General features: G+C 43.0%; 14 protein-coding genes. 1 reads left to right on the top strand and 13 read right to left on the bottom strand.

Features of this window, described 5'->3' with window-relative positions:
* Positions 1–29: 29 nt before the first annotated feature.
* From ccsA to VB073_RS11755, 11 genes are all read right to left on the bottom strand, one after another.
* Entirely contained in the window at positions 30–2,483 is a 2,454-nt protein-coding gene (gene ccsA, locus VB073_RS11705) for a cytochrome c biogenesis protein CcsA (RefSeq protein WP_323404363.1), read from the bottom strand.
* 85 nt (positions 2,484–2,568) lie between these two features.
* Complete coding sequence (locus VB073_RS11710; RefSeq protein WP_323404364.1) at positions 2,569–3,252, bottom strand: DUF2490 domain-containing protein; 684 nt, start codon at positions 3,250–3,252, stop codon at positions 2,569–2,571.
* On the bottom strand, positions 3,253–3,930 hold the full coding sequence (locus VB073_RS11715; RefSeq protein ID WP_416349540.1) for a DUF4956 domain-containing protein: 678 nt from the start codon (positions 3,928–3,930) through the stop codon (positions 3,253–3,255).
* Positions 3,931–3,961: 31 nt separating this feature from the next.
* On the bottom strand, positions 3,962–4,819 hold the full coding sequence (locus VB073_RS11720; RefSeq protein WP_323404366.1) for a polyphosphate polymerase domain-containing protein: 858 nt from the start codon (positions 4,817–4,819) through the stop codon (positions 3,962–3,964).
* Positions 4,773–5,207, bottom strand: a complete 435-nt coding sequence (locus VB073_RS11725; protein ID WP_323404367.1) for a hypothetical protein — start codon at positions 5,205–5,207, stop codon at positions 4,773–4,775. Before VB073_RS11725 ends, VB073_RS11720 begins: the two co-directional genes overlap by 47 nt.
* 100 nt (positions 5,208–5,307) lie before the next feature.
* On the bottom strand, positions 5,308–6,021 hold the full coding sequence (locus VB073_RS11730) for a hypothetical protein (RefSeq protein ID WP_323404368.1): 714 nt from the start codon (positions 6,019–6,021) through the stop codon (positions 5,308–5,310).
* A 198-nt stretch (positions 6,022–6,219) separates the two neighbouring features.
* The gene (locus VB073_RS11735; RefSeq protein WP_323404369.1) at positions 6,220–7,134 is read right to left on the bottom strand and encodes a sugar phosphate isomerase/epimerase; all 915 of its coding nucleotides are present in this window, start codon (positions 7,132–7,134) and stop codon (positions 6,220–6,222) included.
* 12 nt (positions 7,135–7,146) lie between these two features.
* On the bottom strand, positions 7,147–8,517 hold the full coding sequence (locus VB073_RS11740) for a Gfo/Idh/MocA family oxidoreductase (RefSeq protein WP_323404370.1): 1,371 nt from the start codon (positions 8,515–8,517) through the stop codon (positions 7,147–7,149).
* Between the two features lie 54 nt (positions 8,518–8,571).
* Positions 8,572–8,934, bottom strand: coding sequence for a four helix bundle protein (locus VB073_RS11745; protein WP_323404371.1), 363 nt, complete (start codon positions 8,932–8,934; stop codon positions 8,572–8,574).
* A gap of 121 nt (positions 8,935–9,055) precedes the next feature.
* Complete coding sequence (locus VB073_RS11750; protein ID WP_323404372.1) at positions 9,056–10,618, bottom strand: SUMF1/EgtB/PvdO family nonheme iron enzyme; 1,563 nt, start codon at positions 10,616–10,618, stop codon at positions 9,056–9,058.
* A gap of 134 nt (positions 10,619–10,752) precedes the next feature.
* Positions 10,753–11,922 (bottom strand): Gfo/Idh/MocA family oxidoreductase, encoded by a 1,170-nt coding sequence (locus tag VB073_RS11755; RefSeq protein ID WP_323404373.1) that lies wholly within the window; start codon positions 11,920–11,922, stop codon positions 10,753–10,755.
* Positions 11,923–12,199: 277 nt separating this feature from the next.
* Here VB073_RS11755 and VB073_RS11760 point away from each other — a divergent pair, with 277 nt between their 5' ends.
* Entirely contained in the window at positions 12,200–13,354 is a 1,155-nt protein-coding gene (locus tag VB073_RS11760; RefSeq protein ID WP_323404374.1) for an ATP-binding protein, read from the top strand.
* A gap of 241 nt (positions 13,355–13,595) precedes the next feature.
* Here the strand turns inward: VB073_RS11760 and VB073_RS11765 are convergent, their stop codons facing one another.
* Positions 13,596–14,675: an Ig-like domain-containing protein gene (locus VB073_RS11765; RefSeq protein WP_323404375.1), complete on the bottom strand. Its 1,080-nt coding sequence runs from the start codon at positions 14,673–14,675 to the stop codon at positions 13,596–13,598.
* Positions 14,676–14,698: 23 nt separating this feature from the next.
* Entirely contained in the window at positions 14,699–15,643 is a 945-nt protein-coding gene (locus VB073_RS11770) for a BT_3044 domain-containing protein (RefSeq protein WP_323404376.1), read from the bottom strand.
* Positions 15,644–15,653 lie beyond the last annotated feature (10 nt).

Here is a 15,653-nt window from a genome sequence, read left to right on the forward strand (position 1 = left end):
AATTATTAATCAATTGATAATTACCAATTTTACACCTTTTCGCTTACCACTCTCTTAATCCTTAATTTTTCATTCTTCTCTCTTAATTTTTCACTCTTATTCTTTTTCCACGAAATAATCCCCAATAGAGCAACCGCAGCGAAAGTAATCCCGATATAAAGGAAAGCAGAGCCTACCCCTTCCGTCTCACCATAGGAGTGCATCCCGCTAAGGAAATAGTTGACGCCCAGATAAGTCATAAGGACGGAAGAGAAAGCAAAAACCGAGAGAAGATTAAAAAGCCACTGGCTATTCCATTTCTTGATTAAATGCAAATGGGTGACGATGGTGTAAACCACGATGGAGATGAGTGCCCAGGTCTCCTTTGGATCCCAGCCCCAGTATCTTCCCCACGACTCATTCGCCCAAACTGCACCGAGAAACGTGCCGGCAGTCAACAGGACTACGCCCACCAATAACGACATATTATTGATGATGGTCAACTCCTGTATACGGACGGATAATCGGGGACTCTCCTTTGCAAAAGCCATTATCGAGAGATTGGTGATACCCAACAGGAAGCTGATTCCGAAGAATCCATATGCAGCGACAATCACTGCCACGTGAAACATCAACCAGGGCGACTTCAATACGGGCACCAATGTGTTGATCTGCGGATCCATCCAGTTCAGTGCAGCCACGAAAAGAATGATTCCTCCAAAAAGGGAAGCCAGTGCACGGGTAAGGGTACTCCTTCGTCCGAAGATAAATCCGGCCAGTACCGTTGCCCACGACACATAGACCATGGTCTCATACGAATTGCTCCAGGGTGCATATCCTGAGATATACCACCGCATCCCCATACCGAACATGTGACAAAGGAACAACAAAATGATACAGCCCGTCAGGAAAGCAGCAGCATAACGCTTCCATCGTTTTTCGCGCAGGATTTGCATCAGGGCGAAAATGAGTAGCAATCCCCCGGAAATGAAATAACCGACTTTCACACGGTTGAACAGGTCCCATTGGTTATAACGGTACTCCGCCTCCAGTTTCTCCGGATGGATCAGCGAGGCTTTGTCGTTGTCCAACTGGTATGTCCCTATCACGTCTAAAGCCTGGTCAGCCTTGCTCCAATCCCCACTCCGCAACGCCTGGCGTACTTCTTCCAGATATTGCTCAAACGACTGGACAATAAAGAGAGAATCAGCTTTGGAAAAAACGGAAAGATCGTCACCTGACGCATACCATGTATGGGACGGATCATTCGGATCGGGGTAAAGCCCAAACATTGTATGATTGAACAACTGATAGAGTATGTTTACCCGTTCATCGAGTTTGATCAGATCTTTATCGGAAGAACTCCTCTTGTCGGCCGGTCGATGGTAGATCTCCTGTAATTGAGGAAGCAACCTGTAATTCCCTTGTCGGTCGAAGAGAAGAAAATAGGGAACATATTCTTCAGGCAAATTGTATCGCGCACTGATTTCTTTATCGGACAAGGCGATGAAAGGTACCTGCATCCACATCTGCGGTATGGCAAGCAAGCCGAGAAGGAACTGGTCGGAATTGAGTTCTCCAAATTTTTGCTCCTTGTGTACTTTTCGGATAATTTCAGAAGAGAAAGTATTCATGGGCATCGTTCGTCCACGGAATTGCACCGGCAGTGCTCCAAATTTAGCCGCATGTTCCGCAGGAATACTGTTTTCAAGTACCGCTCCGGTCGTATTTTGTGCCGAACCTACCACCGCCATCATCAGAGAGAGTGCAACGAGGGCACCCTTCCTCACTTCCTTCAACTGTTGTGACAACTTACGGAAACGTGAATTGGGCATGAAGAACATAAGGACAAAGCCTGCCAGCAACAGGAGATAACCCGTATAAGTGATGGTACGCCCCGCCACATCCTTGTTCACCGAGAGGATAGTCCCCAGTTCATCCTTGTCATACGATGCCTGAAAGAAACGGTATCCCTTCACGTCCAGCACATTATTCATAAACACTTTCGCTTCACGAACCTCACCGTCCACATACACCCGCAGCTCACTCTCATAGGAGGAGGGGCTTTGGGATCCGGGATAGCGGATCAACCGGAAATCGACGAGTTCCAACTGGAAAGGAAAAGTCTCCTTTTTGACTCCCTTGGAGGTATGCATCACCATCTGGTCGGCTTTCTCACCTTCACGGATATGCACCTGCCCCTCCTTGCCGAACAGGAAAGTAGTCATTGCCCCTAAGAGGATGACCACCAATGCACAGTGGATCACCACCATCGCCCATTTTTTCTGTTGGATAAAATTACGGCCGAAAAGGATCAAAATAAAGTTGACCACCAACAGGAATTGCAGGAATAGGAACAGGGGCGAATAATAGATCATCATTTTCGCAGCTTGCGTACCCATCCACTTCTCCACAAAAGTAGCCAATGCCAACCCGACAGCGTAAATCAGCAATAATACAATAGAGGCTTTATATGATGATAGAAAACGTACAAATTTGTCCATATATGATTGATTTTAATTAAATAAAGGGATTCTATTCCACCTATCTTCTCACAAAAATATTAAAATTTGGGATAGATAAAAAGAATTAATCAATCTTATATTTCCAGCCAAGGTTAAGATAAAGTATGTTTTCAGGTGCTACTTGCTGTATTTCATGATCGTAGCGTAGCGAAATATCTAAAGTATTTTTTCTTGTCAGTCGGTATTTGCAGCCTAACGTCAGTCGGTATTCATCGGCAAATAACCCATGTCTGCTATTGACAGGACATAGCACCTCACCCGAGGCATAGGGGCGTAAAGGCAATTTAAAAAAGTTATATTGCACTTCCATTCTGTTTCGCCAGACATATTTCGGATTGAATTTATAGTCTCCCCTATTTTCATCACGGTAGGTTGATTGGAGGCGCGTTCTGATTTTGAAATCGGTTCTCAGGTATTTTCTTTGAGCATTGAGTGCCACCGAAACACGATGCCGCATTTCATAATGATTCTCTTCATCCCTGCATATCAAATCATATCCTGTATTGATTTTCAGAAAATCGCGGACGAGTTCATAACCAAATCCCAAAGAAGTGGTCGAACGTCTGAAAGATGTCATATTATTATCAAAACGAAATTCCTGCTCTACCTCCAGATCGGCAAAACGGCTCATATCTTTAGAAAAGGTGAGGACAGTCATCGCACCCGTGTCGTGCAATTGGGCCGATACATTTACGACACAATGGCACAAACAGGCGTAGAGAAGCAGTATCTGTTTTCTTCTTTTCATCTAAGAGAAATCTCCCAATTTAGTAATACGGTCAATGGTATTCGGTTCATTTAACTGTGGATAGTAGTAAATCTTGACATAGGCTACATCACGCAGAAAGTCGATATGTCCAATTTCCATTTTCAAAATATGCAAGCCGGTTCTTTTTTCCAGATCCGCTTTTAATTCTTCCGCCCTTTCCGGCACAATTAGTTCTATCCGCTCATATAGCACTATCTTAGAGGAAATATGCTTGACGATCCTGGGGCTTTCCATAATCGCGATAATGGCGATGAAGAACAGATTGGCAATGAAAAGTTCCACCACACTGATTGATTTGGATAGGCCGTTGATTACGGAAACACCTATGATAATAAACAAGTAGGTCATTTCCCGAATGGAAACCTGTTCGGTCCGGTAGCGTATAATTCCAAAAATAGCAAACAACCCTAATGCCATTCCTATTTGCAGACGTACGCTGTCGAGCAGATAAATAAGCAGAAATACGGCAACCGAAAATAAAACGAACGTAAAATAGAAATCCCGTCTTCCGCTTTTTCTGTAATAAAAAAATCTTACAATAGTCCAACAAATAAGCAGGTTGAAACCAAAGCGGATCACCAATTCAAGTACCGATTGTCCTTCGAAAAGCGGAACTCCCATAAAATCGGGGCCGGAAAACCCCTGTCCCCCGTACATCTCTGCGATGGACGGATCGTATTCCGGAAAATCAGTTTGAAGCATAATTTGTATTGTTTGTTATTTTGTTGATTAATCTTAATTTCTTTTTGAACCGGTTGGATTTTAATGCAGGGTAAATCAGTGTCATTCCCATACAGTATTTGCTCATATTAACAGGCTGGATAGACATGTCTCTCAAATAATTGTAAAAAAAAGAATGTGTTGAACCTACGCCCTGTTTCATTTCGATAATAACCAAATCTTCCATTTTGTGGATATGGGAAGAATCGATTCGCTTGTACGTTAAATCCAAATCTATCGTAATCCGTTCCGTTTCTTCTTTATCCACCAGTGTTATCCGTTGGAAAGAATTCTGGAGACTCGGCCTCAGTGCATCAAAACAATAGGGTGATATCTCTGCCAGGAATTGCTCTTCTCTTTCATTCAGAAGCCAGTTATAAAACCGTGAATTATCAATTTCAATCCGTCTTTTTGATGTTATACCCTTGTTGTTCTTTTGCTTTATCTCTAAGAATGAAATATCAGAATCAAGATAAGAACGCATTCGTATTTTATAGCGGTTCAGTTTTCGGTTATGATGCATAATATACATTTCCGAAAGGTCAGTATCCCAATAAACAGTAGAATAGGCTGCTACGCGCTTATTGTTTATTTCAAGGATTTTATAATGTTCCCGGGCTTTTATCAACAACTGCGGTAACTGGTGCCGGTTGAGCAGGTATTTAGTGTCTATCCTACTCATCAGGCGTACACTATCCATTTCGGCAAGGGAAATTATTTCAAATTCATCCAATATGCCGTACAATGATTCCTCAGGGTACAATACGGGGGAAGCAGAGTTATTGATAGTTGTACTGAAACTCTTTTTTGGAGTATAATCTTCCATTGGGCAAATAGTTGTACTGCGTTTTTTTGGTGCCGTCCTCGTTATATTCGTATTTTTTTATGCGACTTATTTTATTTCTGTCATCATATACTATCTCCTTTATACACTGATTCTGCTCATTGTATTCATAAAGAGTTCGCTGACGCATTCCATACGTGGCATACTCTATTTCTTCTATTTTATACCCTTCACTATTGTAAACGGTCAAGTGGTCAAGCCAGCTATTCCGCCCTTTTGCGTCGGTATTGTATTCACGAATAGTTAAGTTTTTCTTCCGCTCCCTGTTTTCATCTCTTAATGATTCCGGCGAAGTTTGCGAATACGAAAAATGTATACTTCCTATGAGAAGAAGAAGAAAGAGCATCAATTTTAATCCTTTTTTATGCATATTTTTAATGAGAGTTGCGTTACATGTTATATGATGATAATATTATTTTCCTGGCAATATATAGTCACGTGCCACGTTTATTTGGGACGATCTGCCCTTTTTATGATCGGAGTCGTATGATGATCGGATCGGAAATCTCAGTCATTGTCTCTTTTTCGGTAACTTTTACATCTGTTATATTCCTGACATATAAAACCCGGTCCTCTGTTTCGCTTATACCGTATATCTGATATTCACCTACAGCCAGTTTCTCAAAAATAAAAGTACCGTCGGTTCCGGCACGAACATCATCAAAAGGCATGGTACTGCCTTTTTTCCGTATATATACCCGTTGATCTACAGCCGGTCTGGAATCAATAAGAACATTCTTGTCGTAATATTCGGCCAGTATCGTACCTTTTATGAAAGATTTTCCGAACATTTTACCTTCATGGATATATATGTCTTTTGTAGTTGCATTTTTGCCTTTATGTACATATACGGTATCGAAAACTGCTTCCTCATACCCATTGGGATACTTGTTGTAGGCAAAAACGATGTAATTACCGTCCATCAGGTATTTAAATTTAAAATAACCATCAGGTCCTATATCCATTTTATCTCCGTAAGGTTTTTGATTTCCATACTGGATATAAACATCAGTACGTGCAGCAGGGAATGTATCTTTTGTAAAATTATATTCTCCGTCGGGATGGACAATCTTGTATACAAATCCATCAACAGATGCAGTTCCTCCTTCCCCCTCTTCGTTGATACATGACACGAACAAGAGAGAACAAATTCCGGCAAAGAAAAGAGAAAGAATTGGTTTCATGGAGACTCTATTGAAATTAATAAATAAAAGAAATAAATGCAAAGGTACGCATTAATTGGAATATATTTAACGAAAAATAGATTCTTAATTAAAGCGCCGAAGTCAGGAAAAAAGGCCATCTCAAAACGAGACAGCCTTTATAAACTAACTTATCATTGAATGAAAAAGTCTATTCGACTATCGGACGGAGGAAACACCTCACGCCTCTTTCCATTGCTTACGAAGTAATTCAAGCGCTGCCGGTACTACTATGTTACGGTCGCCCTGTGCACCACATTCAAAGCTGACATACTTGTCGTAGCCCATCATCTTGAGCCCTCTGAATCCCTGCACGTAGTTGTCGGCTTCACCATCTTCACCCGGCATGCTGCGACGCTTACGGCTAGCCACATGCACGTGCTGGAGATGTTCTCCGGCGGAAAGGAAAGCCGCCATATCACAGTTTTCTTCCCAGGTCATATGCCAGAAGTCACCCATACATTTTACACCGGGATTGTTGATATCGCGGCAGATGGAGGCAGCATCAGCCACCTGGCGAAGGAAGAATGCTTCCTTGCGGTTTAGGGGTTCGAAAATAACGGTTGTCCCATGCTGATGGGCAAAGGTACCCATTTCATCGAACTGCTTACAGAGGAAGTCGCGCGTCTCCTGCGTGTGGGGCATCGCCGGTTGCTGGCCGTTGAAGGCAGGTACAATGATCACCCCTTCGGCTTCGAGCTCACCGGCAGCGATCATCAGCACCTCCATCGTATCACGGCATTTCTTCCGGATCGCAGGATCGGTAGAGAGGATAAATCCCTCGAAGCCGGCACAGATGACGCTCACCTTGATATTACGTCCCTTAAGGGTATCTTTGAACTCCGGCATCCGGTTGCGGATCCCTCCTCCATGAGGTTCAAATCCAACTACACCATGCTTTTCCATGAAATCGAACTTTTCTTTCAGGTTATTACCGGGAGCAATCCCTTCCTGAAAGGAGATATTCAATTTCGCCTTAGTCGCGGAGGCGTTGTCTTTCCCTTTAGCCGAAGCCAGGGAGTTACATCCGCCTACCGCGAAGGCTGCAGACCCGGCGAGGGTTGTTTGTATAAATTTTCTCCTGTCGAGTGTCATAATCGCAACTTTTTATTTTCCGCTTCCCGGTACAGGAACGGTAAATCCGGACATATTCATCTTTCCGATATTCATGTCGGCAGGTGTATAATCCAACTGAGCGGCAGTCATAGCATCCCAAGTCACTTCCTGGCCGGTGTAAGCCGACTCGCGGCCCATGATAGCTCCCATGTTCGATACGGCTGTTTCAGAAGCCTGCTCGATCGGGGTGTTCTTACGGATACTGTTGATCAGATTGACATGCTCCAGTGTATAAGGATCAATTTGTTTGAATTCAGCCTTTTCAGCCTCACTATCATACTGCCATAGTACATTACCTTGAAGATCCTTGATCACATGACCGTTACTGGTCCATGAGCCTTTTGTACCCTGAATAAACTCGCTCACGTTATTGGCACAACCATCGATCTGGCGACACATGCTATGCAAGTGAATACCATTCTCCATGGTAAAGTCGACACTGAAATTATCGTACTGGTCACCAGTGACACGACGATGGCGCGAACCGAAGCCGACTGCTTTCACGGGTTTCAATCCGGAGAACCAGGTAAACACATCGATATTGTGTACATGCTGTTCCACTATATGGTCGCCCGAGAGCCATTTCCAGTTCACCCAGTCACGTACCATGAATTCGAAATCGTTCCATTGGGGTTGACGGTCGCGATACCACAACATGCTCTGATTCCAATAGACTGCTCCACCGGTGATCTCACCGATAAGACCATTCATCACCTGCTTGTAGCCCTCCACATATTTACGTTCGTGGTGACGTTGTGTGCCGGTCACTACGGACAATTTCTTTGCCTGTGCCTGTTTAGCTGCAGCAACCAAGGTACGGTAACCGGCTGCATCCACGCAAATCGGTTTTTCCAGGAAACTGTGTTTACCTTTTTCTACCGCATATTTGAAATGTTCCGCACGGAAGAAGGGAGGTGTGCAGTCGATCAGCACGTCGATACCGCTGTCGATCACCTGTTTGTATGCATCTAATCCTACAAAACGCTTGTCAGCCGGGATATCAATATTCTTATCTTTTTTCAGTCTGTCGGCCAAGCCATTTACCCTATCCTCAAATACATCACCCAAAGCCACAATAGTTACTCCGTTGGCAGCATTCAGGAAGTTCATTGCAGCTCCGGAACCACGTCCACCGCATCCTACCACACCGGCTTTCAATTCTTTCCCGTCAGCAGCCAAATCAGGCAATTCAGGAATATAGTAAGTACCTGGTTCTTTCAAGGGTACGATAGCATCTTTTTTACCTCCGGTTGCACAAGATGTCAAAATTCCTGCTGAACTGGTTCCAATCACTCCGACTGCCCCTGCAACGGCGGAAGTCTTCAAAAATGACCTTCTGGTTACACTGTTCTCTTTCTTCATTACTTTGATTTGTTTTAAGTTATTATCAGTTATTATTCGGTTGTTATTCAGTTGTTACTTTTTCATCAAATTGGTTTGAGATGTAATATAATTATTCAACTTTACTCCCAAGTTATTATGCTCCTTCAGAAGTTCATTATACACCTCCTCCGAAATTATTTTTCTCCTGAATATCTTATTTAAACATGTTTTACTTTCATATAAGGAACCTCTGGCAATAATTGAAAAAGCTTTTGACTCTTTATGAGTATAACGTCCAAAACCCTCACTTATATTTAATCCTACAGAGTCAATCACCCTGATCCATTGCTTTTCCAAAGTATCCCTATGAAAATAGTCAAACTCCACTATCTCATTGTAGATCTTTTCAGCCAGATCCATAGATAAATTGTAGATTTCTAAATCTTCCAGTTTCATATGGCCAATCTTTCCATACTAAAACATCTATCCATTCTCGCACGAAGTGCGAACAACGGCGAAGCCGAATCACGTGAGCGTAGCGAACGAATAACTATCGAATAACGGCGTAGCCGAATAACTACTGAGCCTCGCAAACTACGCGGAAGCCAATTCCTTTTATATCGGAATACCACCAGATACTCTTCGGCTGTTGCGGGTCGGTTCTCAACCAGGCTACATGTTGCGTATGGCTACGGCTTGCACTGCGTAAGTCAGCAGCATCGGACGAATAGAGTCCACCCCTTACAACCCACTCTTCACCTTCGGTCACCTGTGGATCTTGTGTAACACCCGAACGTTTCGAATAAGCTTGCGGATCATACTTGTCGGAGGTATATTCCATTACGTTACCCAACATATTCTTCAATCCGAACGGATTGGGCATCACTTGTGAAGGCGGTTGTGTACGCCCGTCACTATTCTTGTCATAAATCACATAGGAAGAGATTCCTTCCGTCTTCGGCTTGAAAATATTCTTCATAAAGCCCTTGTCTGAGAAATCCTTCGGACTTCCCGCGAAGAAATAAGGTGTTTGGGTACCTCCACGGGCAGCGTATTCCCATTCAGCTTCAGTAGGCAGGCGATATTTCCTACCGGTCTTCTCCGACAACCACTGGCAGAATGTCTCTGCGGCATAATGGGTCATCGTGATAGCCGGGCGGTCTCCCTGTCCCCAACCCTGATCGGGATAGCCGAACGGAGGAGTGGGACCCGATATGGCATCTACCCCCATCGCACTCAGGTTATTTGCATAGACCGTTTCCGGGGGAGTGCGTCCTTCACTCATTGTCTCTGCATAGAAAGCCCAGTACATATCCCAGGTAGTTTCTACTTCCGCCATAAAGAACGGGCTCAGCGCTACTTCATGCTGGGGTGATTCGTCCGGATTGCGGAAGGGTTCCTTCTCGGGGCTCCCCATCGTAAAGGTACCACCTTCAATGGCGATCATATTGAATGAAATCATGGTACCCGGGATCTGTTCCGTGTAATTGGTGAAGGAGGTAACTTCTGCCGGCACCTTATAAAACAGGCTGGTATCTAACACGTTAGATCCTGTCACACCGGGAATCCCCGTCATCTGGCCGTGGGAATAATTCGGATTATAATGCCCCACGTCGAGGTGGCAACTGATACATTGCAAGTCAAGCTTTTCCGCATTTTCTTCGTAATAGAGATGCGCGGTAATAGCCTCATCACTGATCCCCTCGGGAAAAAGATTCTGATGACATTTGACACAAGAAGCATTAGGAATATATTTCACTGCATGCTCCAACTCAGATTTCTTATCCCAGTCGATCTTGGCAGGATCCTTGGTAAGATATCCCCACAGGTCACGTGCCCCTAAAGAGATTTTTGCGGTATAGTGTGCCCAGGTATCATCTTTGGGAGGGAGGTGGCAATCCACACAGTTTACCATCACCCCGCTCGAGTTATTCACATGCACCGACAGCATCCAGTTTTCTTCAGCATGTGGATGCACATGACACATCATGCACGATTCATTCGTGGAGAAATAGACTGACGTCTGATACAGTGCCGCTACAAAAACAATTCCAATGAAAATACCAATGGTTAGGTAAAAACCTTTACGTTGATGTAGTTTCTTTCCTGTTTTACGTTCTCTTCTTGCACGCTTTGACATTACACTTCTTGATAATGAATATTAAGTTATAGTTTGTATCTATATATCACCGTTATTTGCCTATAAAAGTACAAAATTTTATTCTATTTAAAAGAATGTTTCTATTAAATGTGCTTTTTTGACAAAAATAATTGTTATTCTATCCACTTAAACCACTTCGTGTTGTCATCCTTTCCTGCCTCTACCATCGTCTCGACAAATTGCATACCTCGGAGGCCATCATATACCGTGGGGAAGTCGGTAATCGGTCCACCGGGAGTCTCTCCATTTCTTTTGGCCATCACGGTCAATGCAAAATTGCGGTAGATATTGGCGAAAGCTTCAATGAAACCTTCGGGGTGTCCTGCCGGTGTTCTGGTGTTCCATTTGGCAATATCACTGAGAAATTCATTATTTCCCATATAGAGTTCCTGTGTGGGTTTATCACCCCATCTCAGGATCAACCGGTTCGGATCCATCTGTCTCCATTCAAGTCCTCCCTTATCGCCATACACACGGATACGGATATTATTGGCTTCACCCGTAGCAATCTGGGTAGCCATCAGTACGCCGGTAACACCGTTCTCCAGACGCAGCAGCGAAACGCCGTCGTCATCCACCGGGCGTCCTTCCACATAAGTCTGCAGGTCGGCACACACTTCCTGTACTTTAAGTCCCGTCACATATTCCGCCAGATGCCATGCATGGGTACCAATATCGCCCATACAACCGGCCTTACCGGTAGTCTTGGGATTGGTTCTCCATCCCGCGTTGTTGCCGCCTTGCAATTCGATGCGTTGCGACAGCCATCCCTGGGTGTATTCCACATATACTTTCCTGAGTTTTCCCAGTTCACCGCTGGCAATCCGGGTTTTCGCCTCTTTCACGGCCGGATATCCCGAATAGACATGGGTAAGCGCCAGCACCAGGCCGGTTTCCTCTACTTTTTCTTTAAGCTTCACTGCCTCCTCGAGGGAAAAGGTGATCGGCTTGTCGAGTACCACGTGAATACCTCTCTCCAACGCCATCATAGCCGGTTCGAAATGCCATTTATTGGGGGTAACAATGGTGACGAAATCCATACGCTCCTCTTCAGGCAATGCCATTTCGCGTTCAAACATCTCTTGGTAGTTATCATAGATGCGGTGATCGGGGACGAAATATTCCCTTCCGGAACTCTTCGATATTTCCGGATCCACGCTGAAACAGCCGCATACCAGTTCTACCAGGTTATCCATGAATGCCGCGCGACGGTGTATCGCTCCGATAAAAGCATCGCTTCCACCACCAACCATGCCCATCTTGAGTTTTCTGTGTTCTCTCATACTTTAAATTTATTTATTGAAGTTTTTTTACGAAATTCTGCATTGAATGCCAAAGTTATTATTTTTTTCACACATAGCAACGATTTCTATCTTATTATTCCTCTTTTGTCAAAGTAACAGGTAAACACCTACGCCAGCACTAGCCCCCACTATAAAGCAAAATTTGGCAAGAGCTCAAGATGAAATCACCACAATATAATTATTATAATTTAATAATTATATTTTGATAATTGAAAAACAATATGTTTCTTTGCATGTAGTTCTTAATAGCAAAAATATGAAAAATCCCTTTTTAGTGAGCGGCTATATTTCGCAAGAATACTTTTGCGACAGGGTTGAAGAGAGTAAAAACTTAATAAAATTAGTTACCAACGGCAACAATGTAGTGCTCGTTTCTCCCCGAAGAATGGGCAAGACAGGGCTTATTAAGCATTGTTTTCGGAACAAAAAAATTACAACGGGCTACTACACCTTCTTTGTGGATATTTATGCCACAAGCAATTTGTCAGAGTTTATCTATAAGCTCGGAAAAGAAATTTTTGACAGCCTAAAACCCAAAGGAAAGTCGTTTGTTGACAGTTTTTTTACGGTAATTTCTTCGTTGCGGGCAGGTTTTAAATTGGACGAGCGGACGGGTGCGCCTGTTTTCGACATTGGAATTGGCGAAATAAAATCGCCAGAATTTACGTTGGAGGAAATTTTTCAGTACCTCAACACCACCGACAAGCCCTGCATTATTGCCATAGACGAATTTCAGCAAATAGCCAAATACCCCGAAAAAAACACCGAGGCAATTCTCCGCACGCACATACAAAAAACGACAAAGTCTAATTTTATTTTTTCGGGAAGTCAACGCCATATTCTGCACGAAATGTTTTTCTCCGCCTCAAAACCTTTCTATCAAAGTGCAGTTTTACAATCGCTCGATGTGATTGAGAAAAAAGAATACATACGATTTGCATCTGAACTTTTCAAAAAAGCCAGAAAAGATGTTGATGCGATTTTTATCGAAAAAGCGTACGATATTTTCGAAGGGCATACGTTTTATGTGCAATCGGTCTTAAATCAGCTTTTTTCGGAGCTTGACGAGGATGAAAAATGTACCAATGAAATTTTTGCAAAAGCGGTATTGAACCGAATTTATACCTACGAGACGTTGTTTTCCGAGATTCTAAATCTACTCCCTGACCGGCAGAAAGAATGTCTGTACGCGATCGCCAAAGAGGGAAAAGCGACAAACATAACAGGTAGTAGTTTTATCAAAAAACATGCCCAGCATTCATCTTCGTCTGTACAAACAGCATCACGGCTACTGCTCGACAAAGAAATTCTGACTAAAAACGGTAGCGAATATGCCGTTTACGACAGGTTTTTTGGCTTTTGGTTACAAGCATATTTCGGCTCCCTCTCGTTATTAAAATTTGGTTATTAAAAAAAATAATAATCAAGCCAAAAGAGAATGTATAACTTTACAAAATAGCAAGAAAAGTTTCGAATACACTCGATTCTTTCACCAATTTACAACAATGTTTCGAGTATGGACGACAAGATTTACAAGATTAAAAAAAATACAATTTCTGGGGTGACTCTGTAGTGAAGGTAAAAGTTTTAAGGAATGTATATAAAAAATCAGGGATATCTTTTGTCAGATATCCCTGATACTTTAAGCCAAATTAATCTTTAAAAATATAGACGCTAAAATCGCCAACCATGGCAAAGTTATTACTACCCCTATATTTATCAGCTATATATACCTTCACATAGCGTGCTTGTGGAAATTTACTCAAAGGTTGTATCTGGATTCCATCCCTGTTTGAGTCGAAAGGAATATCACCCTGATCCTGCCAATCCCAGGTATTGGGATCGGATAAGTTTACCGCTCCGCTTGCAAGACAGGTAAATACTTGATAACCTTTTTGTCCACGGTTATCACCGGTACGTCTTGCCATACCTACTTGGGCAATAGTCACCTCTTCTCCCAGGTCAATAATAAACCAATGCGGATAATTACTGGCAGCTCCACTCCATCTGGCATGCCAGTATGTATTCAGATTGTCATCAATAATGGATGGTACACCACCGCCATCGCTTCTCTGTTGTGAGCTATAACCGATTGTACCGTCATCACTGTTCGGATCATATCCCGGAATACTCCAACCCGCTTTGCTCATTTTCACCGGAGGAGCGGGAACCCATACATCTATCGTCTGTTCGATATTGCCATGTTTGACAGTGACGGTAGCCCTTCCTTCTTCCAGTGTTTTAATCAGTCCATTATTGTAGGCCTCTGCCACATTCCGATTTGACGAACTCCACTCGAGATTCACATCGGTCGCATTTTCAGGAGTGTATGTCACGAACACACGGGTTTTGTCTTGCCAGAAACCTATTACCGACTGTGTACTCAATGTAAAACCTGTTAATGGAATAAATTCCTTTACATTCACATCGACAACTGTCTTATCGTCATCAGAGGCAATCGTTACAGTAGTAATCCCCTCACCTACGGCGGTCAGCAAGCCCGATTGGGTAACCGTAACCACAGTGGGGTCCTGACTGGTCCACACATAAGATTTACCGGCAGGACTACTCACTAATTGAATTGTATTACGATCGCCCGCATGCGGTCCCACGTATAATTGCACCGATGTTTGATTCACATACGGTTTCTCGGTCACTACAAACGGATCGAAATTATTACATGCGGCCAATATGGCAAGCATGACAATCGTTAGATATTTAAAATAGTTCATATTCATTGCGGATAAATTGTTTTTTAATATTCATCTCTCTCACTGAATTGTAATCTCAGTTCTTCCGACATTTCATAGGTATTACCATCATCCGGATCTACATAATTATAACGGAGCAGGAACGTTTTATAGGTATTATAGCCATCATTCACAATACTGAATGTATTAGGGAAATCGGGATTTCCGTCGATCTGAGTAAGCTTCATTCCATAGTCTGAAGTGTTCCAGGGCAAGATCGTGACTTTATCATCCTCACCGACAATTAACCGGATAGACCACCTGTCAATTAATTCCTCTTCTTTCTGGAATTCCTTGATTCCCGCCATAATCCTCACCTCATTGCTTCCGGTAGGAAAGACTTTTTTCTGCACCATGGTGTTCGTTATACCTCTTTTTCCACGTTGATTGTAGATAGTAGCTCCATCACCATCCTTAGTAGATGCATAAAAGTTTTTCAAATATAATCGATAGAGAACTGTCGATTTTTTAGGATTAAATTCATACGCAGAAAAATTGTTTACCCTAAATGGGATGAAATAAACAGAATCGGGAGACAGTCCGGTCGTGCGCAACCGGATATGCATCCTACCCATTCTTTCCCCGGTAGGAATAGTGATACTATGCTTCTCAATCTGATACCTGTCAGAGCTCAGGTAAAGAGCATAACGTTCGGCATCGGTATCGAAATTACTGATATTATACCGGCCAATCAGACTTACATCTTCAACGATACTTATATCGATCGGTTCAGTCGTAGGCAAAACACCACCGCAGGAAGCCGCGATATATCCGTCGACTCCGTCAGAAAATTCAAGTTCTTCCGAAAAAATATTAAAACCATCATCACTGAGCAAAGCCACTACAGCCTTGTATTGTTCCCGCTCAAAAATCTCATCCCTGTTACAAGATAACAAGACAAATATAAGGAGAGGGACAAACAGCAGATTTATAAATCTTATATGTTTCATACGATTAATC

It is taken from the genome of Proteiniphilum sp., from assembly GCF_034927365.1.
GTDB lineage: Bacteria > Bacteroidota > Bacteroidia > Bacteroidales > Dysgonomonadaceae > Proteiniphilum.

Coding starts and splice junctions, on each gene's coding strand:
- ccsA (WP_323404363.1), bottom strand. CDS start 2,483: ATGGACAAATTTGTACGTTTTCTATCATCATATAAAGCCTCTATTGTA.
- VB073_RS11710 (WP_323404364.1), bottom strand. CDS start 3,252: ATGAAAAGAAGAAAACAGATACTGCTTCTCTACGCCTGTTTGTGCCAT.
- VB073_RS11715 (WP_416349540.1), bottom strand. CDS start 3,930: ATGTACGGGGGACAGGGGTTTTCCGGCCCCGATTTTATGGGAGTTCCG.
- VB073_RS11720 (WP_323404366.1), bottom strand. CDS start 4,819: ATGGAAGATTATACTCCAAAAAAGAGTTTCAGTACAACTATCAATAAC.
- VB073_RS11725 (WP_323404367.1), bottom strand. CDS start 5,207: ATGCATAAAAAAGGATTAAAATTGATGCTCTTTCTTCTTCTTCTCATA.
- VB073_RS11730 (WP_323404368.1), bottom strand. CDS start 6,021: ATGAAACCAATTCTTTCTCTTTTCTTTGCCGGAATTTGTTCTCTCTTG.
- VB073_RS11735 (WP_323404369.1), bottom strand. CDS start 7,134: ATGACACTCGACAGGAGAAAATTTATACAAACAACCCTCGCCGGGTCT.
- VB073_RS11740 (WP_323404370.1), bottom strand. CDS start 8,517: ATGAAGAAAGAGAACAGTGTAACCAGAAGGTCATTTTTGAAGACTTCC.
- VB073_RS11745 (WP_323404371.1), bottom strand. CDS start 8,934: ATGAAACTGGAAGATTTAGAAATCTACAATTTATCTATGGATCTGGCT.
- VB073_RS11750 (WP_323404372.1), bottom strand. CDS start 10,618: ATGTCAAAGCGTGCAAGAAGAGAACGTAAAACAGGAAAGAAACTACAT.
- VB073_RS11755 (WP_323404373.1), bottom strand. CDS start 11,922: ATGAGAGAACACAGAAAACTCAAGATGGGCATGGTTGGTGGTGGAAGC.
- VB073_RS11760 (WP_323404374.1), top strand. CDS start 12,200: ATGAAAAATCCCTTTTTAGTGAGCGGCTATATTTCGCAAGAATACTTT.
- VB073_RS11765 (WP_323404375.1), bottom strand. CDS start 14,675: ATGAACTATTTTAAATATCTAACGATTGTCATGCTTGCCATATTGGCC.
- VB073_RS11770 (WP_323404376.1), bottom strand. CDS start 15,643: ATGAAACATATAAGATTTATAAATCTGCTGTTTGTCCCTCTCCTTATA.